At 49.5% G+C, this 21,086-nt stretch carries 21 protein-coding genes and 2 pseudogenes; 16 read left to right on the forward strand and 7 right to left on the reverse strand.

All coding sequences use genetic code 11. The features are described 5' to 3' along the window. Positions 1-18: 18 nt before the first annotated feature. Positions 19-450 (reverse strand): YidH family protein, encoded by a 432-nt coding sequence (locus tag R6H26_RS08980; RefSeq protein WP_404791262.1) that lies wholly within the window; start codon positions 448-450, stop codon positions 19-21. Positions 451-846: 396 nt separating this feature from the next. On the opposite strand from R6H26_RS08980, the gene dnaK reads away from it, so the two are divergent. The 8 genes from dnaK to R6H26_RS09020 all read left to right on the forward strand — a co-directional run bounded on the left by dnaK (position 847) and on the right by R6H26_RS09020 (position 8,424). Further along, positions 847-2,712, forward strand: a complete 1,866-nt coding sequence (dnaK, locus tag R6H26_RS08985) for a molecular chaperone DnaK (protein ID WP_404790122.1) — start codon at positions 847-849, stop codon at positions 2,710-2,712. Positions 2,713-2,769: 57 nt separating this feature from the next. Next, positions 2,770-2,895 carry a hypothetical protein gene (locus R6H26_RS08990; RefSeq protein WP_404790123.1) on the forward strand — a complete coding sequence of 42 codons (126 nt, stop codon included), beginning with the start codon at positions 2,770-2,772 and terminating at the stop codon, positions 2,893-2,895. A 204-nt stretch (positions 2,896-3,099) separates the two neighbouring features. After that, positions 3,100-3,783: a phosphoribosyltransferase gene (locus tag R6H26_RS08995; protein WP_404790124.1), complete on the forward strand. Its 684-nt coding sequence runs from the start codon at positions 3,100-3,102 to the stop codon at positions 3,781-3,783. Between the two features lie 121 nt (positions 3,784-3,904). Beyond that, entirely contained in the window at positions 3,905-4,375 is a 471-nt protein-coding gene (locus tag R6H26_RS09000; protein ID WP_404783134.1) for a hypothetical protein, read from the forward strand. Beyond that, positions 4,360-5,166, forward strand: coding sequence for a hypothetical protein (locus tag R6H26_RS09005; RefSeq protein WP_404783135.1), 807 nt, complete (start codon positions 4,360-4,362; stop codon positions 5,164-5,166). Before R6H26_RS09000 ends, R6H26_RS09005 begins: the two co-directional genes overlap by 16 nt. Positions 5,167-5,244: 78 nt before the next feature. Next, on the forward strand, positions 5,245-5,640 hold the full coding sequence (locus R6H26_RS09010) for a hypothetical protein (protein ID WP_404790125.1): 396 nt from the start codon (positions 5,245-5,247) through the stop codon (positions 5,638-5,640). A 92-nt stretch (positions 5,641-5,732) separates the two neighbouring features. After that, positions 5,733-6,593 carry a 2-oxo acid dehydrogenase subunit E2 gene (locus R6H26_RS09015; RefSeq protein WP_404790126.1) on the forward strand — a complete coding sequence of 287 codons (861 nt, stop codon included), beginning with the start codon at positions 5,733-5,735 and terminating at the stop codon, positions 6,591-6,593. 256 nt (positions 6,594-6,849) lie between these two features. Next, positions 6,850-8,424: a hypothetical protein gene (locus R6H26_RS09020; RefSeq protein ID WP_404790127.1), complete on the forward strand. Its 1,575-nt coding sequence runs from the start codon at positions 6,850-6,852 to the stop codon at positions 8,422-8,424. Here the strand turns inward: R6H26_RS09020 and R6H26_RS09025 are convergent. Then, entirely contained in the window at positions 8,421-8,969 is a 549-nt protein-coding gene (locus R6H26_RS09025) for a phosphoribosyltransferase (RefSeq protein ID WP_404790128.1), read from the reverse strand. The genes R6H26_RS09020 and R6H26_RS09025 overlap by 4 nt on opposite strands. 64 nt (positions 8,970-9,033) lie before the next feature. Here R6H26_RS09025 and R6H26_RS09030 point away from each other — a divergent pair, with 64 nt between their 5' ends. The 6 genes from R6H26_RS09030 to R6H26_RS09055 all read left to right on the forward strand — a co-directional run bounded on the left by R6H26_RS09030 (position 9,034) and on the right by R6H26_RS09055 (position 13,376). After that, positions 9,034-9,414, forward strand: a complete 381-nt coding sequence (locus R6H26_RS09030; protein WP_404790129.1) for a hypothetical protein — start codon at positions 9,034-9,036, stop codon at positions 9,412-9,414. A 40-nt stretch (positions 9,415-9,454) separates the two neighbouring features. Then, complete coding sequence (locus R6H26_RS09035; protein WP_404790130.1) at positions 9,455-10,036, forward strand: DUF2808 domain-containing protein; 582 nt, start codon at positions 9,455-9,457, stop codon at positions 10,034-10,036. A gap of 219 nt (positions 10,037-10,255) precedes the next feature. Next, entirely contained in the window at positions 10,256-11,230 is a 975-nt protein-coding gene (locus tag R6H26_RS09040) for a DUF3616 domain-containing protein (RefSeq protein WP_404790131.1), read from the forward strand. A gap of 735 nt (positions 11,231-11,965) precedes the next feature. Continuing rightward, on the forward strand, positions 11,966-12,538 hold the full coding sequence (locus R6H26_RS09045) for a hypothetical protein (RefSeq protein ID WP_404790132.1): 573 nt from the start codon (positions 11,966-11,968) through the stop codon (positions 12,536-12,538). Between the two features lie 238 nt (positions 12,539-12,776). Next, the gene (locus tag R6H26_RS09050; protein ID WP_404790133.1) at positions 12,777-12,953 is read left to right on the forward strand and encodes a YqaE/Pmp3 family membrane protein; all 177 of its coding nucleotides are present in this window, start codon (positions 12,777-12,779) and stop codon (positions 12,951-12,953) included. A 33-nt stretch (positions 12,954-12,986) separates the two neighbouring features. After that, positions 12,987-13,376, forward strand: a complete 390-nt coding sequence (locus R6H26_RS09055) for a phage holin family protein (protein WP_404790134.1) — start codon at positions 12,987-12,989, stop codon at positions 13,374-13,376. Positions 13,377-13,695: 319 nt separating this feature from the next. Here R6H26_RS09055 and R6H26_RS09060 read toward each other — a convergent pair. Both R6H26_RS09060 and R6H26_RS09065 read right to left on the reverse strand, forming a co-directional pair. Further along, positions 13,696-14,900: pseudogene (locus R6H26_RS09060) on the reverse strand (ISAzo13 family transposase). Positions 14,901-15,445: 545 nt separating this feature from the next. After that, positions 15,446-16,650: pseudogene (locus R6H26_RS09065) on the reverse strand (ISAzo13 family transposase). A gap of 244 nt (positions 16,651-16,894) precedes the next feature. On the opposite strand from R6H26_RS09065, the gene R6H26_RS09070 reads away from it, so the two are divergent. Further along, on the forward strand, positions 16,895-17,908 hold the full coding sequence (locus R6H26_RS09070) for a phosphodiester glycosidase family protein (RefSeq protein ID WP_404790135.1): 1,014 nt from the start codon (positions 16,895-16,897) through the stop codon (positions 17,906-17,908). Between the two features lie 91 nt (positions 17,909-17,999). Here R6H26_RS09070 and R6H26_RS09075 read toward each other — a convergent pair whose 3' ends face one another. Beyond that, a complete protein-coding gene (locus tag R6H26_RS09075; RefSeq protein ID WP_404790136.1) occupies positions 18,000-18,125 on the reverse strand; it encodes a hypothetical protein in 126 nt (41 codons plus the stop codon). Positions 18,126-18,295: 170 nt separating this feature from the next. On the opposite strand from R6H26_RS09075, the gene R6H26_RS09080 reads away from it, so the two are divergent. Continuing rightward, on the forward strand, positions 18,296-19,582 hold the full coding sequence (locus R6H26_RS09080; RefSeq protein WP_404783412.1) for a transposase: 1,287 nt from the start codon (positions 18,296-18,298) through the stop codon (positions 19,580-19,582). A 217-nt stretch (positions 19,583-19,799) separates the two neighbouring features. On the opposite strand, the gene R6H26_RS09085 is transcribed toward R6H26_RS09080, so the two are convergent. Together R6H26_RS09085 and R6H26_RS09090 are read right to left on the reverse strand one after the other, a co-directional pair. After that, the gene (locus tag R6H26_RS09085) at positions 19,800-20,450 is read right to left on the reverse strand and encodes a HEAT repeat domain-containing protein (protein ID WP_404790137.1); all 651 of its coding nucleotides are present in this window, start codon (positions 20,448-20,450) and stop codon (positions 19,800-19,802) included. A gap of 17 nt (positions 20,451-20,467) precedes the next feature. Beyond that, positions 20,468-21,058 (reverse strand): HEAT repeat domain-containing protein, encoded by a 591-nt coding sequence (locus R6H26_RS09090; RefSeq protein WP_404790138.1) that lies wholly within the window; start codon positions 21,056-21,058, stop codon positions 20,468-20,470. Positions 21,059-21,086 lie beyond the last annotated feature (28 nt).

Consider the following 21,086-nt stretch of genomic DNA (forward strand, 5'->3'; position numbering starts at 1 on the left):
CTGAATGATTTCGCTCCATCAATCTATCGGTCTGCGGAGATTCGGCTGGGTTCGTGTCGGACTGTCTTCGCGCCAGAGCACAAGGGGAAGACTCATGATGCCGAGGGCCATGACTAAGCCTGTCATGAACCACATCGGCCAACGGCTAGGTCGATAGTTTTTCTGTTCGATTTGACGAAAGGCTTGATTAAACTTCCAGACTGCAAGCATCATTGTCAAAAGGCCCGATAGTGCTAAACCCGTTCCTAGATTTTCCGAATTCAGGACAGGATGAATAATGGGGGGGCGATTGGTCATCGCAAGATGAATCTGTCGGGTGAAGAGGCCAAAACGGGCGATCGCAAACCCGAATGCAATCAGAGCCAGTGCTGTCCGTAGCCAAGCGAGGAAGGTGCGCTCATTGGCCTGGTGATCGCGTTGACGATTGGGGTCGGTATTTGGAAGGGACATCAAGACTATTTCCCTAGAGTGGCTTGCTACAACTATTTGGCTGTCTTACTCGGTCGCCTATGCCAGCCGTTCCATGCCGGAAATCCATTTGCATCTCGCAGAACGAGGGTTCGATCTCCTTTTTTGACTTCAAAGTTACGATCTCTTTCATGAGTGCATTCTCCATTGCGCGCTCGCTCTATCCTAGGCAAAAAATTTGAGGAACCTGTGATTGTGTCACTTTACGATCTCCGAAGCGGTTGTTGCGCTTTAAAAAATAAAACCCAACCTGATATCCTCACAGGTTTCTCAATTTATGGGTCTACCTTAAGGATAAAGACAGCTCAATCTTAATTTCTTTCCCACGGCCATATCCGTCAAGGAAGGCGAACATAGCAGCGAAAAGAGAGAACTCCCATGGCAAAAGTTGTTGGAATCGATTTAGGCACAACAAACTCCTGCGTGGCAGTAATGGAAGGCGGAAAACCGCTGGTCATCGCCAATGCAGAAGGCGGTCGGACAACCCCTTCGGTTGCAGCCCAAACCAAAGAGGGGGAGCACTTGGTTGGCCAAATTGCTAAACGGCAGGCCGTCATGAACCCCGAAAATACGTTTTATTCGGTGAAACGGTTCATCGGACGCAAGTATAACGAAGTTACAGAGGAGTCTAAGCAAGTTACCTATAAGGTGCTCAAAGATAGCAATGGGAATGTCAAGCTGGATTGTCCCGTCCTCAAGAAACAGTTCGCGCCGGAAGAAATTTCTGCCCAAGTGATTCGCAAACTCGCGGACGATGCCAGCAAATACCTGGGAGAAACGGTCACCCAGGCCATTATCACGGTTCCGGCTTACTTCAATGACGCTCAGCGTCACGCTACCAAAGATGCTGGCAAAATTGCAGGTCTTGAGGTGCTCCGCATCATCAACGAACCGACTGCCGCAGCGCTGGCCTATGGCCTCGACAAAAAAATTAACGAAACGATCTTGGTGTTTGACTTGGGGGGCGGGACATTCGATGTATCGATTCTGGAAGTTGGCGAGGGGGTATTCGAGGTCAAATCCACCAGCGGCGACACCCACTTGGGCGGCGACGACTTCGACAAAAAAATTGTAGATTGGCTCACGACCGAATTTCAGCGGAATGAAGGTATTGACTTGCGCAAAGACAAACAGGCCCTCCAACGCCTTACCGAAGCCGCTGAAAAAGCCAAAATCGACCTCTCCAGTGCGACAGAAACCGCTATTAATCTTCCCTTTATTGCCGTGACTGCCCAGGGCCCCAAACATTTGGAAATGACCCTTTCGCGATCGCAATTCGAAGCCATGTGCGCCAATCTGTTCGATCGCTGCCGGATCCCTCTAGAGCAAGCGCTCAAAGATGCTAAAGTTGACCGCGCCCAGCTCGATGAAGTCATCTTGGTCGGCGGATCGACGCGAATTCCGGCAGTGCAACAATTGGTTCGCAAGTTAACCGGGAAGGATCCTTGTCAGGGCGTCAATCCAGACGAAGTGGTTGCAGTGGGTGCGGCCATCCAAGCAGGGGTTCTGGGGGGAGAGGTGAAATCGCTGCTGTTGTTAGATGTGACGCCGCTTTCTCTAGGAGTAGAAACCCTTGGGGGCGTCATGACGCGGCTTATTGAGCGCAACACCACCATTCCCGTACAGAAATCCGAGATTTTTACGACCCCAGCCGATGGACAGACCAGCGTTGAAGTCCACGTACTCCAAGGCGAACGGGAGATGGCAAGCGACAACAAAAGCTTGGGCATGTTCCGCTTCGGCGGCATAGCGCCCGCGCCCAGAGGGGTGCCGCAAATCGAGGTGACCTTCGATATCGATGCCAATGGTATCCTCTCGGTGTCGGCAAAAGATCGCGCCACGGGCAAACAGCAGTCGATTACGATTACTGGGGCTTCGACCTTAGGGAAACAGGATGTGGAACGAATGGTGCAAGAAGCCGAACGCAATGCTGCTGCCGATCGCAAGCGCCGCGAACAAATCGACGCCAAGAATATGGCAGATGCGCTGATTTATCAAACCGAAAAACAACTCAAGGAGTTAGGGGGTAAGGTTCCGACCGCAGAGCGGAATCGGGCGGAAGGACTGATCGGGGAACTTCGCAAAGCGATGGACCAAGACAACGTCGCCCGGATCGAATCCCTGAGCAATGACTTGAAGCAAACCATGATGCAAGCGGGTAATGCCGTGTATGCCCATGCGGGGAGCGCAGCCGCTTCAGGCGGAGAAGATGTCATAGATGCCGATGTGGTCGATAGTGATTGACCTACGCCGATCGTAGGGGCAGATCGCGATCTGCCCCTACGGCATTTCCCTCGCCCATTGAAAACCCCAGTTCTCGACATTCCGGGCCTGAGCGATCGCCAGAAAGAGACGCTGCAAGCCAATCTGGACTGCTTCACCGTCACCGCAGTCGAAAAAGCCCTTATTGAAGGAGAGGATCGCTAAAACCTCGGTATTTACAAGTAAAGCGCGTTCCATTTGCGCGATAGGAGGTCTGTATTTAGCTCGATCTGGAGGCTCGAGCGGGGGGAACGTCTGCAGGACAACACGAGTCGTGAAGATTATCGAGCAAAATCAGTTCTCGATCTCAATGGGAGATTTTAATGGGACGAAATTTGCCCGAATACCCTGAATCAGGAGGCGAGAACAGTGACTGCACGATTTCGCGATCGCAGGGAGGCCGGTCAGCGTTTGGCCGCCAAACTTTCAACCTATGCCAATCGTCCTGATGTGCTGGTCATTGGGTTGCCTCGGGGTGGGGTGCCCGTTGCGGCGGAAGTGGCCAAGGCGCTGCACGTCCCGATGGATATCTGCCTGGTTCGCAAACTGGGAGTGCCGGGGCATAAAGAGCTGGCCATGGGAGCGATTGCTTCGGGCGGGGTGCGGGTGTTGAACGACGAGGTCCTGAACTGGCTCAAAATACCTGACGCGATCGTTGATAGCGTCGCAGCTCGCGAACTGAAGGAATTGGACCGCCGCGATCGCGCCTATCGCGGCGGTCGCCCGCCACCAAACGCGCGCGATCGTACCGTCATTCTCGTCGATGACGGACTGGCAACGGGTTCGACCATGCGGGCCGCGATCGCCGCACTTAAAGCACAGCAGCCCCATCGGATTGTCGTGGCTGTCCCGGTGGCAGCGCCGGACATTTGTCAGCGGATGGGCGACATTGCCGATGAAGTCGCGTGTGTCATGACCCCGGATCCGCTGGATGCCATCGGCTTTTGGTACGAAAACTTCACCCAAACAACCGATGCTGAAGTCTGCGAAGAGTTGGAGGCATACTTTGCAGACTCTAGCGCGACTTCTGCGATCGACGGGAGTTGTAAGTGAGAGCGGTTGCTGCCAAGAACGCCGTTTGGGGCACAGTTCGAAACGCAGTTGTTTCTGGTTCCAAACAAGTTTGTGTGAAAGGAGATAGGATCATAGAAAGAGTTGTCGGAGGTCAGAGACCATGCCCCCAAGAAAGACGCGAGGCAAAGCCGGAGATAAAACAATCTGCCTGCCGATTAAAGAGGGTACGAACTACAGTGAGCTGGTCGAAGACCGAGAAGCCTATCGAGCATACCTCAACGCAGAAATTGCCCAGCACCCAGAATTGTTTCCAGAAGGCATAGAGCAAGGGTATCGGTTCCATGGACTGGTGGAGTCATCCCGGCAAGGAATAAAGACCCGACGCATCTACCTTCCCAGCCATCACGAAGCCTATCAAATTCGTCCAGACTTCGTGATGCCTTACATGAGTGAGCGCGCAGAGATCGCAGCCAAAGCATTATATTTGCGCAAACACGGACTGTCCTATGATGGCATCGCCTATGTGCTCGGTAAAACCGAGATGCATTGGTATCAGTTGTGCCGCTCCCTAGGACGGGTCTCGATCGTCGGAGCAACGGTGAAGGACGCGGCGGTGTGCCCCCCCATCTAAGCGCAGACGAGAAGCATACACGGTACCGAGGGGAGAAAGCCTATCTGGCTGTCACTGCCGCCAAAGGCTGTATTTTCGGCAGTGAGTTGTGCAAAAGTGCCGGACACGAGGCGCTTAAGGCGGGTTATGGTGTCTTTCAGGCGGAGGTCGCCCATCATCTGCCCGACTATAGGCCTCAAACCGTCACGCTCGATGGCTGGGATGCGACCCGGAGTGCTTGGCAGAGTCTATTTCCTGGGATTGTCTGGATTCTGTGCTTTTTGCATGAAGTCATCAAGGTGCGAGACTTGTGTCGTTCCCAAGCTGCCCTCTGGCAGAGTCTGCGCGAAAAACTGTGGCATGTGTATCATGGCGCGAACAAGGGGAAATTTGCCCAACGGCTGAGACGATTGCTCGAATGGGCTAAAAAGCAACCCCTGCGAGACTCGATTCACCAAAGGCTCAAGCGGCTCAAGGACAAGTCTGCCCTATTTCAGAGAGCCTATGATTTTCCAGGAGCGAGCCGAACGAGTAATGCGGTTGACCGCCCGATGAACTATCTTGACCGTTGCCTGTTTTCGATGCAATATTTCCATGGAACTTGGCCTGCCGCAGTCCAGACAGGTAGAGCAATAGCTTTATTATGGAACTTTCATCCCTTTTGTCGTAAAACACAGCAGCAAACAGGATGTCTTTGTCCCTTTGAGCAACTCAATGGCTTTCGATATCACGATGATTGGCTTCGCAATTTCTTAATTGCTGCGTCCCTTAACGGCAGACGCTCTCTGCCTCAATCTCTTCACACAAAATAGTGGGGAACTAGAGTTGTTTCATCTCCCGTCCGCTGGCATCGAAAGTCTCGATTTTGGTGAATTGTTTGAGGGGAAATCATGCTGTTGCTCAGAAGTATTGCGGTTTGGCTCGTGTTTATCGCTGTCGAGAGCCTGAATGGGACGATTCGGAACGTATGGTTGACGCCATCTTTGGGCGATGTTTGGGCGTATCGAATTTCGTTTGTCACGGGGGCGTTTGTCGTTCTGGCGATCGCCACTCTTTTCATCCGCTGGCTCCGTGCTGTGCGGGTTTTCCAATTGCTGGGCGTTGGCGTGCTATGGGTAGCGCTGACGCTTGCGTTTGAACTTGTTTTAGGACGGGTTGTTTTAGGTTATTCGTGGGCGCAGATTGCTGCTGACTACAATGTGCGCCAAGGGGGCTTGATGTTTTTTGGCTTAGTCTGGCTCGGGCTATCTCCACTTATTTCTGCCAAAATTCGAGGTGCAATCTAGTGCGTTGGAGGTTTGATATATGTTAGGCGCGCCTCAACGCAATCAAAGATAACAATTCACGCTCGATCGCAAAAAATATAAGGAGGCAAGAAATGTATCGCCCCGATTTAGTTGGAAGCTTTGAAACACGGAAGTTCCCAAATGTTCGCAACCCCACGATCGATACCTTAATGTGGGGTAGTAAACGACATCATATTCCCATCCTGTTTGAAATTGATGTGACAGATGCACGGGATGCCATTCGCGCCCAGAAAGCGAAGACGGGTCAGGGTATCAGTTTTACCAGTTGGATCGTGAAGTGTCTCGCTCAAGCCGTCAGCGAACACAAGTCCATCCACGCGCTCCGCAAGGGGAAACGGCAGTTAGTCATTTTTGACGACGTAGACGTGTCGGTTATCGTGGAACGAGCGGTCGGTCAACCCGGTGAAGGCAATACGCTCCCGATGCCTTACATTATTCGCAAAGCAAACGAGAAAACAGTTGCTACCATCCACTCAGAAATCCGCACCGCCCAACAACTTCCTGCGATCGCAGGAGAAGTACAACTTGACTCGCCTCGCGCCGCTTGGTTGACAGGCTTGTTTACAATGCTGCCATCGTTTGTGCGAGATTTTTTCTTCTGGCAACCGTTGTTTCGCGATCCGTTTCAGGTCAAGCGTAGGATGGGTACAGTTTCAGTGACTGCTCTGGGAATGGCGGGTCAAACCGGAATGAGCTGGGGGATTCCGATCGGGATTCATCCCCTGATCGTGGCGATAGGGGCGATCGCAAAACGACCTGGAATTGCAGACGCTCGGATTGCGATTCGCGAGTACGTGGGACTGACAATACTGTTTGACCACGATGTAACGGACGGTGCTCCGGTAGCGCGTTTTATCAAGCGATTGCAGGAACTGATGGCAGGGGGTTTTGGATTGACTCAAACGGCTGAATCGGTCAACGCAGTTTTATGACTTCGCAATGACAAAGTGCATTGGGTAGAAACCGGGCGATGTTACGAATGGTTTGCCTTACAAGCAACTGCATTCGGCATCAAAAATGCATCCGTAAAACAAGCCCGTCGAGGGTTTGGCCTTGCGCTCGCGCAGGCGGAGTTCTCTCGATCTTAAAAATTCGCAAGTTTCGCTTTTCGATCGAGACAGGGTTTATCGTTGAAGATGCTGGCGCAGCGATTTGCGCTATCTTGCACTCATCAGTTTCTTTGTCTTTATGAGCGATCTTCCCAAGTTCGTCTTTATGAGCGATCTTCCCAAGTTCAAGATCGAGTTCTTTTACCCGTTCTTCGGGATCGTACTCCTGGGAATTGGGGGGTGCGATCGCCCATCCGCCCTCTCTACAACCACCAAATCTGCCTTAGCAAAAGCACCTGAAAGGCGCGTAAAAGGCATTGAAGTTCGCACCGATCGCCCGTTGCTGCCGCTTTCTCCCCACCCCGTCGGCATGAACCTTCACGTCACCAACGATGCGATGCGTCCCGGCACCGTCGAGATGATCCGACGGACTAAAGCGCGAATTGTGCGGTGGCCGGGAGGATCCGAGTCCGATATCTATCAATGGCGCACCCATCGGCTGACCCCGCCTTGGTACGCGCATCCCAACTCCAGCTTTGATCGCTTCATGCGGCGCTTAGCCCAGCCCGCCCAAGTGGAAGTGGCCATTACCCTCAACTACGGCAGCAATGCCACGGGCAAGGGCGGCGGCGACCCCGCCGAAGCCGCCGCTTGGGTAGCAGATGCAAAAGCCAAAGGGTATCGCGTTCCCTTCTGGACGGTCGGCAACGAAGTCTTTGGCACTTGGTCCACGGACTTAAACGAAAAGCCCCACGACGCCGCGACCTATGCCAGAAAAGTAGCCAATGCCTTCTACCCTAAAATTAAGGCTGTAAACCCTCAGGCACGGGTCGGCGTAGTCGTGAATCAGTACGATACGTCCAACCCACACGGCTGGACCCAAACCGTCCTCAGGCGCGCGCGCTACGACTTTGTAGAAGTTCACCACTACCCCCAAGAACCCAACAGTGGCAGCGACGAATTTCTGCTAACCAAAGCCGTGCCGCAGTTTAAAGCGCAGATGGTCGATTTGAAAAAAGCAATGGGAGATCGCCCTGTCCCCATCTTGATTGGTGAATTCAACAACGTTGCCAGCAAGCCGAATCGGCAAACCCTGTCCATCGTCAACGCGCTCTACCACGGCCTCATGTATGCCGAAGGCGCGCAGCTCGGCCTTGCAGGCGTTTTTCCGTGGGAGACCATTGAAGACTACTGCACCCATCCCGCCCACAAAAAACTCGAGACTGGGGACTTTAACCCCAAACTCTACGGCTGGCAAAATTTCTCGACCTATTCTTTATTTAGTTTGGGGCTGCCCAGTAACAGTCCTAGCTGTAGCCGCAGCGTCCCTGTCATACCCTTCGGGACGGCCTTCCCAACAGCCCGCGCCGCCGCCCTCTTTGGCGAGTTTGCCGCACCCCGAGAACGCCTGCTGCAAACGAATATTGCTGCTGCCTTTCCCAGCCTACGGGCCTATGCTGCCACGCGAGGGAAAGGCTACCGCTTACTGTTGTTTAATCTCAACTCTAAAACAGCTGCCAAGCTTCCGCTCCAGCTCCGTCGCGCCGCGGGACCGTGGAAGGCCCAACAAGTCACCTACGGCAAAGCCGAATACGACAAGTCCCGGTATGGATTCTGGGTAGAACCCACTCGTCAGGACTTGGGTCGGATTAAATCTGGGGTTCAGGTCAACCTGCCCCCTTGGAGCATGAGCGTTATTGCTTTAGATCGCTAGGGCCGGGCAAGGCGATCGCTCCTCCACCCCTGCACTGGACCCTTTTGCGCCGCCAGTTCGGCAGCAGTTAGCTTTTCATAGCGCTCGAAGGGTTGGTGAATCCAGGGGTTATCGGGGAGAAAGTCTACATAATAATCGGGCGTAAACTCGGAGCAAGCCTTGCACCACAGCACCGCCGTCCGCATTTCATCGATGTAAAACCCGTACTGGCGGTCCAGCCATACCAACGATTTCTTAAGCGTAATGCCAGAATCCACCAAGTCATCCACCACCAAAACGCGATTGCCGAGATTGGGCGTCGTCATCGCGAGGTCGCGACCGAAGGTAATGGAACCGCGCTCTTGATTGTCGATCCCTCCGTAGGAAGACGCAGACAAAATTGCAAGGGGCAGGTCAAACAGCCGGGCAAAAATATCTCCCACCCGCAATCCCCCTTTAGCAAGGCATACAATTTGGTTAAAGGTCCAGCCTGACTGGTGGACGGCAACAGCCAAAGCTTCGATTGTATGGTGATAGTCATCCCACGAAATATGAAGATCGCTCATGGAGTTGTCAGAGGAAATAGAAGATGAGTACCCTAAGGGTATCAGGGTTATGTGAGGTGCTGCGATGAATTCGGATACGGCTATCGATTTTCTCAAAAAAGGCTTTCGCGTGACGTTGGGTGCCACCACGTCGCTGGTGGAGTCTCTCCAAGACCCGCAAAAGCGAGAGGAAAATTTAATGCAAATGCGGTCAAATCCCAATGCGTTTGCCGAGCAGTTGGCCGAAAAAGGCGCAGTGGCTGAAGTAGAAGCCCGTAAGTTTGTCGATAGCGTCGTGACTCAATATAGCGCGGGGTCGCCTGCTACGCCCTCTGCCAGCAACACTGCGGCATCCACTTCCCCTTCTGTCGATCGCGCCTTGGAGCGAGAGCTACGGGAATTGACGGCGCAATTGGCAGTCCTTCGCGTTCAAATCGAGCAAAGCGGTCATTCGGAAAACGTCTGACCGCGAGCGATGCCTCTGTTTCAGTCTCCAGGTACATCCCATGAAGCCGGATTTTGCCCAATGGTCTTATAAAAATCATCGCAGAGGCGTCGCGGTTCTAGCCGCAGGGATAATGGGCTGGAGCCTAGTCGGCCATCCCGCCGCGGCAGTTCGGTTCGCGGACGGGACGGTTCAGTTTGCGGGAGTGCCCCGCTTGGGTAAGGTGTCCGCTACGGATAACCAAGCCTGGGCGTGGGGTGCTACTTATTTGTTTACGCTTCAGGTGCCCGAAGATGCCAGCGAGCCGCTCGGACAAGTGATGCTCCAGCAGGCGGAGGGAGTGGATACGGTCGAGTTTAATCTAAAGCGCACCTATGCTTATCTGAACGGCGATCGCCGTCAAACTGCTACGGTCGAAGCTGTCAACGTCAATCCAGACACCCTCGAACTGACCTTCAACCCGCCCATTCTGCCCGGCTCCACTCTCACGATTGGATTGCGGCCCTACAACAATCCGAACACGGGAGGCGTGTATTTATTTGGCGTGACAGCAGCACCAGTCGGAGAAAAGGTCCGAAGTCAGTTTATTGGTTACGGGCGGCTTCAGTTCTACGATCGCTCGTTCTGGCGAGGTTTCTGGTAGATGGTTGAGGGGCGGTTTGGGCAGAGCGGGAAGGGGCCTAAAGATTGCCTGCGAATAACCCCACGCGCTTAGAGGATCCGAAGTTATGGGTTTTGCAGCAGAAATGACTGAGCTAAATTAAAGCGAAGCGTACCAGAACGGTCCACCGACAAAAATATCAGGCTGCGTCGAGTATATTTAATTAAAGTTGCTCGAAAACACCTAGGAGTAGCGCTTGCGATGGAAAGCTTCAGGTTTAGCGTTGAAAAAGAGCTACAACATCAGGGGATTTGCGATGCATCGGGAGCCGTTGCCCTCGATGAAAATCGTTTTGTTGTAGCCAATGATGAAGACAATATTTTAAGAGTTTATCAAGCACATCATTCAGGAAAATCAGACCGTCGGATAGATATAAATCAATACTTTGATAACAACCCTAAAAGCGATGAAGTAGACATTGAAGGAGTCGCTCAAATTGACAGAATTATATACTGGATTTCCTCTCATGGAAGGAATAAAAACGGCAAGCTCAAGCCAGAACGACGTCAATTTTTTGCCAATCAATTATTGACGGACGATCCAGAAAAGCTTTTCAAACAAGTAGGGCTTTCTTATACGCAGCTCTTGGAGGATGTATTAAAGGATAAGCGGCTGAAAAAGTATCAACTCGAGGACGCAGAAAAATTACCTCCTAAAGAGAAGGGAGGTTTGAACATTGAAGGGTTAGCTTCCACGCCCGATCGGGAGCTGTTGATCGGTTTCCGCAATCCCATTCCTGAAGGTAAAGCATTGCTGGTTCCTTTACTCAATCCGAGGGCTTTGCTCGAACAAAATACCAATGCCATGTTGGGCGAACCCATCGAACTCGATCTAAACGGTCTTGGAATCCGAAGTCTTGAATATTGGCAAAGTCAAAATACATTCATCGTTATTGCAGGTGCATACGATGGTAGCGATCGATTTGCGCTATACCAATGGTCGGGACTGAGACACGAAGACCCAGAATTAATGGAAGTAACGGGCATGCCATCAGATTTTCGTCCAGAAAGTGTTTTATTTTATCCAAATTGCGAGGATCGATTTCAACTGCTGAGCGATGACGGTTCGATCGCGAGAAGTGAAGGTATTCCTTGTAAAGACATTAAAGTCAAACCCGGCGAGGAGCATCCGCACAAGTTTTTTAGGAGCGTTTGGATTAGATCTGAAGCTGCGTAGTTTAATTATCCTCTGCAAGGTCTTGAGCGCGCGGTCTGTAATGCAGATGTAGATGTAGAGGCGATCGCAGCTAACAAAATCTCGTGTGGGAAGCAAACCGTAGATCTGTGTCTCGTAAAGAGTCGTTCGACCCGATCTCCTATTGCCACTTTCGGATTGAGGACGTCAAAAAAACTAATATGCAGCAAGGCAAAAGTGTTGCAAGCGATTGCGCGGGCCGGATGCTGAGTGGAGGTCTTACGATGCACGCGCTAAAATACCTCCTTTGGACGGGGATAAGATTGGTACTTTAACGTTATTGTAGGTGAGTTACGGTAAGTTTGACGGTTATCCGCACTCAAAACCTCGCAGTGAATTTGTAAAGATAGTACTGTTACTTAATTAATACAACCAGCAATTTCATGAAGGCCTTTACTTAGTCTTTATTTTGTCGACATCGCAGCAAACTAAAGCTAGGCAAGAAAAGTTAGTCTTTTGAGTATTTTTGCGGAGCTGGATTGTTTCTAAGAGCTAGAAACCCAGCTGTGCAGGTAGTCGAGTAGATCGGTATTTACTTACCTGTAGCGTTACTAATAAATGAAGCGTTATTGGTTGGTAAAAAATCTTGTTTCCTGCTAAATCGCTGTGATGCTGTCAAGCCAGAAATTTTAATATTAAAAAGATTGCAGCAAAGCAGTTGTCAGTGCGATGTTCTCCGGCGAGTAGTTCTTTATAACTTTGAGTAGAAGGTAAACTATGTCAGATTCCATTAGAAAACGAGTGACAGAAGACTTCAAGCAAGCGAACGTTAAAGGTGGCTCTAGATTGGCGCGCATTCGAGATATTCTCAAAGATGCAGCTTCCCAAACCGTCGCTGAGGTAAGGCGAGGCTCGGATGAATTGCGAGAAATTGGGACGGGCACGTTTTCCGCAGCAACGCAAAACTCAGCTGGTTTTGACGCTCAGGAACCGAATAAATCCGAAAATCTATCTCTTAGGCAAGCGTTCCAAAATATGTCGGTAGCCGTTAGGGAAAAGTTTTTTGCTCGGTTCAAGCACCAAGCTGAAAAACTCGATGGCAAACTTACAGAGCGCTATGGCCCTCAGTATCAAGCAGCAAAGGGGCATCTAGAAAATGCATCTGAGCGATACCGTCAAGCAGTCGAAACGGCTCAGGCAAGTGGTTCAGATCCTTTACAGCAACAGCAGGAAAAACTGAACGAGACAGCTGGTGTTGCTGGTGGCTCTGTGGCTCAGAAAGAACACCAATTGAAACAGCGCCTGAGAGAGATTTTGAGAGCGCAAACCACTAAAACTAATAAGCCTTAGAGATGGTCTAAAACTTTCACAATCATTACTTGCTTCTATCGACTCAATGTTTGCTATTAAAGCTTAAACCCCAGGGATGAGATTGGGGGCTAATGCAAGGATGAATGAGATTTTTAGGCCGCTTTTTAGCTTTTCTACTAGTTATACCAATTGACCTAATTTCTTTACGGCAATTGGTAGACTGCTGATTCTTGCAATCGTGCTACATGTATCTTAGCCATCAACTAACGGTAGTGTTATGACATTCATTGAAGTCCTGTTGAGCTTTTTTCTGCCGCCCTTAGGTGTTTTTCTGGCCTATGGTATTAGTGCAACTTTGGTTATCAACATTTTGTTGACTGTATTAGGTTGGGTTCCTGGCGTTATCCATGCATTTTGGGTGATCTCAAAGAAGAGTCAAGGCTCTTCCATATAAAGTATTGATTTGTTGTTCTAATGGAGAATGGCTATGCTTGCTTTCTTTTTGACGACGTTGACGACTGCCTTGGGATTGCTAGTAGTAGACCTAGTCGTACCGGGCGTAGATTTGGCAACCTTTCCGGCGGCACTATTGGCAGCGGTCGTAATTGGATTGGTGAATGGCTTTGTTAAGCCAGTGCTATCGGCTTTGTCTTTACCGATCACGTTTCTAACCCTTGGAGCCTTTTCGCTAGTTGTGAATGGCTTGTGTTTTTGGCTTGCTTCGTTATTGGTTCCTGGCTTTAGCATGCACGGACTGCTGGCGTTTATTCTATCTCCAGTTATTTTGTCAACTGCAACCACATTTCTAAATAATTACTTTGCGGAAAAGAAAACGCTTCAAGCTGCTCGGGAGCTGAACATTACCAATACGCTCTGATATCATCTGTAGGTCTAGCCTATATTTTTCAACCAGTCTAGGGATGGCAGCGCAGTAGTAAAAACCAATATTTAACCTTGCGGGTTTATGGAGATCTCTCCATTCCTCAATAACAGTCTGCCAGCCCCTGACAGACTCGGACTTTTCCGTCGCTTGTCGAGCCAGTAAGGTTCCCGCACCAAAACTTGAGTCCAAGCCTGAAAATATTACATAGCGATCGCCGCGAGTAAAAATTCTAGGGAACTGCCGCATCGCGCACTGTTCCATCAAAACTGAGATGTTAAATATCTTAGGATCGTGGATTAAATAACCTCCAGAATTAAGCTTTTTGAGGCTTGGCGGTGTAATTCCATTTTGGCAGGTAAGCATCAAAAACGATTTCCATTGATTCCTTAAACGCCTGGGTGACTTTTCGCCCCGTTTGATACACCTTATCTAATACCGTCGCCAAGACCTTCAGACCCGTTTTCGTCTTGGCTTTACCCATCAAATCTTTAACAGTTTCCACCGACTCAAAAATGACACCTTCACACACCCGTGTCAGATGAGGGAACAGACGATGCTCAATGGGATTGTGTTTTGAGGTATACGGTGGATAGTGGGCAATGCGAATCTCAATCCCCAATTCATTGACCAATGTCTGTAAATCTTGCTTAAACAGATAGTGGCGTGAACTGTTAGACCCGCCTCCATCACAGAGGATCAAAATAGAACTGGCCTTCGGATACTCCATGGAACCGTAATGATTCCACCAGTAGCGAATCGAGTCACAGGCAAACTCTCCCGTGTCATGACTGACCCCAATCTGCACATAGCCGATGTTCAGGTCTAAGTCGTATAGTCCATGGGGAATGGCAACCCCCTCTGCCAGGGATGGCCAATCATGGTCAAGCACCTGAATCTCTTGTTGGGTATACAAACGACCCTCTCGATACAGGAGTCCAATCAACTCTTTTTTTTAGTGTCCATGCTTAAAACCGGATGACCTGAGTCTTGATAGGTTTTTCTAAGATTCCTGATGTTTTCAAACTGTTCGTTACGATGGGCGGTTTCTCCTGTAGACAGTCGTTTCTGAGCTTTGCGTTTGCGATAATGATGCTTTTTAAGCAATTGGTCAACGAGGGTAACGCTGATGGCTTTTCCGTCAACTTCGATCAACTGAGCAATCTCTTGACGCTTGAGATTTGTCCATTTCTGCCCCTCATCCATCGGCGACCCTGCGGTGTGCGCCTCTAGCACCTCAATAAAGACTTCATCCAGTCCCTCGACGGTCTCAAAGGCTGATTTGCGTCCCCCGCCTTTTGCCCGAATCCCCGCCTGATTCATGGCCACTAAATCATCCAACTCTGATAGCCCCAATCGAATCGTGTAATAATCACACCCAAACAGAGCGCTAATGTACGATATTCCACCCCATCCCAGTTTCGCAGCTTCGATGGCCCCATAACGACGACGATCCTTTTCATTTAAGGACTTGTAAAGCCGTTGCATTTGCTGCTCAATAGCGAAGGGGTAGGGATTCATCTAAAAACAGATAAGGAAAGGATCTTCAAGCTATCACGCTTCCTATATTCTGGAGGTTATTTAATCCTCGATCCTTAGAGAGCTTGATTCTAAATCGTTTCAAGCTCTCTTTCCTTTTTGTTGCCTGGTAATAGACAATTGCCTGTAATCAGTATCATGTATGGGGTAACTGTCAGGAGCAATCGTTTTTGCAGCATCGGAACTCTTTTTGGGAAAAGCGAAGTGAACGTAGTGTAAACCAGAGCGGCCTTATCCAAGCTGATTAAGACAGGATACGACGCTTCTCTGGATTTGAAGATCGCCGCGATCGCTATAGCAAATCAGTCAATATTGCTAACGTGCAATACCAAAGACTTCAGTCAAATTGCCAATCTTTCCATCGAAGATCCAACAACCTAATCTACCTCGCAGTAGATAGAGGTTCGGTTGAGGTTTATTCATGGCCTTTTCCGCTTGACTAGGCAGCTCTCCCAGTCCTTTCAGAGCGGCTGTACAGCCTTAGCGTCGGGTTTGTCTAAGGATCGTGGATTAAATAACCTCCAGAATTAAGCTTTTTGAGGCTTGGCGGTGTAATTCCATTTTGGCAGGTAAGCATCAAAAACGATTTCCATTGATTCCTTAAACGCCTGGGTGACTTTTCGCCCCGTTTGATACACCTTATCTAATACCGTCGCCAAGACCTTCAGACCCGTTTTCGTCTTGGCTTTACCCATCAAATCTTTAACAGTTTCCACCGACTCAAAAATGACACCTTCACACACCCGTGTCAGATGAGGGAACAGACGATGCTCAATGGGATTGTGTTTTGAGGTATACGGTGGATAGTGGGCAATGCGAATCTCAATCCCCAATTCATTGACCAATGTCTGTAAATCTTGCTTAAACAGATAGTGGCGTGAACTGTTAGACCCGCCTCCATCACAGAGGATCAAAATAGAACTGGCCTTCGGATACTCCATGGAACCGTAATGATTCCACCAGTAGCGAATCGAGTCACAGGCAAACTCTCCCGTGTCATGACTGACCCCAATCTGCACATAGCCGATGTTCAGGTCTAAGTCGTATAGTCCATGGGGAATGGCAACCCCCTCTGCCAGGGATGGCCAATCATGGTCAAGCACCTGAATCTCTTGTTGGGTATACAAACGACCCTCTCGATACAGGAGTCCAATCAACTCTTTTTTTTAGTGTCCATGCTTAAAACCGGATGACCTGAGTCTTGATAGGTTTTTCTAAGATTCCTGATGTTTTCAAACTGTTCGTTACGATGGGCGGTTTCTCCTGTAGACAGTCGTTTCTGAGCTTTGCGTTTGCGATAATGATGCTTTTTAAGCAATTGGTCAACGAGGGTAACGCTGATGGCTTTTCCGTCAACTTCGATCAACTGAGCAATCTCTTGACGCTTGAGATTTGTCCATTTCTGCCCCTCATCCATCGGCGACCCTGCGGTGTGCGCCTCTAGCACCTCAATAAAGACTTCATCCAGTCCCTCGACGGTCTCAAAGGCTGATTTGCGTCCCCCGCCTTTTGCCCGAATCCCCGCCTGATTCATGGCCACTAAATCATCCAACTCTGATAGCCCCAATCGAATCGTGTAATAATCACACCCAAACAGAGCGCTAATGTACGATATTCCACCCCATCCCAGTTTCGCAGCTTCGATGGCCCCATAACGACGACGATCCTTTTCATTTAAGGACTTGTAAAGCCGTTGCATTTGCTGCTCAATAGCGAAGGGGTAGGGATTCATCTAAAAACAGATAAGGAAAGGATCTTCAAGCTATCACGCTTCCTATATTCTGGAGGTTATTTAATCCTCGATCCTAAATAGACCCTAAACCTCGCTGTCAACGTCAACATTAATCCGCCAATTGAAATCCTTTTCATTAAGAATTGCTAATTTTAGCAAAGAGTCTGTGCATTCGCCTGTGAAGTTGTCTTTTCAGTAAGTTAAAACACTGAAGTATGCCATTGGAGACATTAAATTAGAGGCTATGACCTATTCTGAACCCCCTCTTCAGAAAAATAAAAATAAATATCCTTTTCCGATCGTTTTTACAACAAGTCTTATCTTGGTTCTGATTGGCCAATGGCTCGTTCCTCCTCTAAGTCCCACTCCTGAAACATCCTCAAAACAGTCTCCTCGTCCTTTCTCCGCAAGTAAGCGAGTAGGTTCTCCTCATAAGGCAAGTGTTGTTCATCCAGGACAAGCGATCGCGGCAGTTCCGGATCGTTCGATTCGGATGGTACGGAGAAAGGTGGGCGGAACTCATCTCTATCTCACTATCATCGATCTCCGCAATCCCAACGTGTTGTTGAATATTGGTTTGGCCCGTAATGCCACTCGCGCTAACGATCCAAGATATACAAGCGGGGTTGAGCCCTTCAGCCGCTTTGTGGCTCGCCATCCGTCTGCGGCAATGATAAATGGAACATTTTTTAGCACCGATGTCCAGAAGCGGGTTATGGGGAATATGGTAGCTGGGGGCAAGGTTCTAAAGTTTTCATCTTCGGAGAATTATGGAACTACACTAGGTTTTCAGAAAGGGAACCGTTTGGAGATGGTGACGGCACGTACAGATGGAAAACCGGACTGGAATAGACATTGGTTTTCTCTTACCGCTGGACCACGGCTCTTGCGCAAAGGAACCCTCTGGATTGCACCCCGCAAAGAGGGGTTTACCGATCCAAACGTAATGGGGGTAGCGAAAAGGAGTGCGATCGGATTTTCTAAGAGTCACAAAACTCTCTTTTTTGCAACATTCATAACACCGATTACGCTGCGCCAGGAAGCAAGCATTATGAAGTCGATCGGGTGTTATGAGGCGATGAACTTAGATGGAGGATCTTCCACGGCGCTGGCATACCGAGGCAAGGTACTGGTAAAACCCCGGAGATCGCTGACCAATGTGCTCATGGTCTATGATGCTTTCCACCCCGCACCGCAACCCTTGCGCTCATCCTGGCAACAATTTCAGAGGGATGAGCCTATGGCCTATAGCAATTGATATTCTCCAAGGGTGGTGAAGAATTTTTATTTCAAAAATTTTTATCTCAAAGTTTATCTCAATCTAAGTCTGGCGTCTGTGGTTAGCCCTTTCACTGGTTTTTTTCTGGTGTTGCCTTTGAGCCTACGACCTCTTCTTCGCCCCATTGCTCTAGCCAGTCGCCCTCTACGTCGTCCACAATCAGGTCAACTCGGTTGATACCATGCGAGTGACGCATTTTTTGCAGTGTCCGCGCAGCCCTCAATGACTCTAAAGCAGTTTCCTGGATGGGTTGCTCTGGGATGGCATTCTGGATGACAGAATTTTCTGTGTTAGTGTCCTGAGTTTTTCGCCATAGAGGCCAAAGCGTGAAAAGGTCTGAGGATAAGAGATTCAGGCCAACAGAGAATGGATATCGTCACACGCAAAGCCCAAATACTGCGGGTTCAAACCCAAAATCCATATCCAGAGTTGAACGAAGTCCTACAGGAAAAACTGAATACAGAGGTTCTGGGGGTTACGCAAAGCGTCTTAGAAGCAGCTCTGTGCGAAGAATTACAAGAGCATCTCAATCAGCTTGCGGGAGAACGACCTCGTCGGTCTGGCTACTTCAAGCGAGTCCTTGATAGCGAATACGGGCGCATCGAATCCTTGTCGGTACCCAAGCTGCGCCATGGGAACAGAGACCGAGACTGGCAAATCTTGGGGCGCTATCAACGGGGCCTTGGCAGTCTATTAAACTTTTGTCTAAGTCTGTATGTCATGGGCCTGTCCTTGCGAGACTTGCAAGAAGCGCTCTATCCATTACTCGGGGCTGTATTATCGGTCAATGCCATCAACCGAATCACAGAAGCCGCTCAACAGCAGATGAATCAACGGCGCACGGCAAAAATTACCACTGCTGTACCCATTTTGCTTGTCGATGGTGTTTGGGTGAGAATTCAATATGCAAGCGGGGAAACCTTTGAAGACCAAGCTGGACATGTGCGCGCCTTGCGTCAAGCCGAAGAACGGGTTGTTTTAGTGGCAATGGCCATTTATCCAGATGGCACTCGTGAAATCTTGCACTATGAGATTGCCGAGAGTGAATCTCAATTCGCCTGGGAGTCTTTTTTCAAGGGTTTACAGGAGCGTGGATTGAAGCTTGATGGGGTTGAGGTTGTCGTCAGTGATGGGACCAATGGATTGCCCGCTGTGCTCAAAGCCTGGGTACCTCAGGCCCAGCATCAACTGTGCATCACTCATAAAATCAGGGCAATGCTGCGTCATCTGGGCTATGAGAATTTATCCATCCAAGATGCGCAAGGTCAGACCCTAGACCTTCCAGAAGCAAAGAAGCTTCGCTATACCCAGATTAAGACTGACGCCTATGACATCTATAAAACCGATGATTGGATGGAAGCCATTGAGCGATTGGTGGTCTTTGTCGAGACTTGGCAGTCTGTTGAACCTAATGCCATCCGCTCCTTTTTGAGAGATATTGTTTTGACCTTTAATTTCTATGATTTGAACCCATCCTTATATCCACTCGTCCGAACCACTAATGCGCTCGAACGATTGTTTCGAGAGTTTAGGAACAAGTCCGATGAAATTGGTGCGTTCCCCAATGAAGACAGTTGTTTGACCATTTTCTTCTTGGTCTTACAGCGTGACCATACCAAGCATGACCGTCTCAAATCTGTGGCGAAAAACTAGGGACACTAACGAATTTTCAATCGTCATTGCTTTGCCCCAATTTAAATCTCAATCTCAGTGTAACAACTGGCCGGAAGTCGATCGCTTTCTTATAAAAGGCGGCTTTCTAGTACGATGCGATCGTCATTAAGCGAGTGCTAGCACGTCAGCTTGCTGAAGAGAAGAAGATTACTATAATTCGGAGCTTTCACCTCATTTTGCTGACATCAATAAGCCTCTACTCTGCTTCGATCCAACCTTTAATGGTTTCGACTGGAATTGCAACCAACGGATTTTTGAATACGGCTTCTAATGCAAGTTTGAGAGCTTCAGTGCCTCCTGACTTAAGGGCGTTGAGCAAACGAGATTTAAGAGTGGGACTACGTTTTATTTCTTGGTGTAGGATTTCAAGCGCCGCGTTCTGATCTTGTTCTTCACTAATGGCCGGATTGCTTTGAGCCAATTGCTCCAAGAGTTTTTGAATCTCTGCTGCGGCTTCTGTTAGATTTTGGGGTGCTGCATAATTTTGTTGAGTGGAGATCTGGTCGCCTTGAACTGTTTCAGCGAAGTTGCCGATGTTGGCTCCGCGAAGATCGTATTTTGGGGTCTCTGACATCGCTTTTGGGACTCGAAGGAGCAAGATTAGAAGGGTTACGATATCGCTGGAGGTTAGCGACTCATCCAGTATAGATAAGGCGGTGACGGCATTAATGCGAACTTGTTCGTTTTCATCGGTAAGGGCTTGACAGAGGTTTGGGGTGGCTCTCTCGTCTCTGAGTCTGCCAAGGGCTAATGCGGATTCAGCTCTAACGCTCGCGCTTGGATCGTTCAATAAGCTTTGACAGAGAGAGCGAAAGCGCATTTCTCTGAGTTCGTTGGAAATGGGCACCTAGATGATTCCTCGCGCTAGTCTGCGACTTCTTGGCAGATGGCATCTAGCATGGTTTGCCCCAGAGGATGCTGAATTAAGGCTTTGATGAGTGGAATGGAGGAGGGACTTAGGAATTGATGCAATGTTTGTTTGAGGTCTGGCTGTTGCTGAAGGATTTGAGCGACGGACTGGTGAATTTCGGGGCTTTGGGGTTGATGTTGCTCGAATTGAGTCAATAGCTGCTGAATTTTTGCGGTGAACACAGCAATGGATTTACTGGCTTCGATGTCTGCGTCATCCGCCATGTTTAGGGCGGTGTCGTTGCCAATGCGCCCTAAGGCGCTGGCTGCACTGGAGCGAACTTCATCGTCTGGGTCTTTTGATAAGAGCTGGCAGAGGGCTGGGATGGCGTTTTCATCGCCGATTTTGGCTAGCGCTTTGGTGGCGTTTAGACGAACCTGAGCGTTGCTGTCTTTGAGGGCATTAATCAATTCGGGTACTTCTGTATGGCTGCCAATAACGCCCAATACTTCAGCGGATTGGGCGCGGATTTCAGGGCTGTTATCTCTAAGGGTGTGACTGAAGGTTTCTATTGCCATTTGCTTATGCTCTAGGTTTTGAATCATGGTTTAACCTCCTTTGAGGCTGTATTGC

The sequence above is a fragment of the Altericista sp. CCNU0014 genome (assembly GCF_044923475.1).
GTDB lineage: Bacteria > Cyanobacteriota > Cyanobacteriia > Thermosynechococcales > Thermosynechococcaceae > JAAURS01.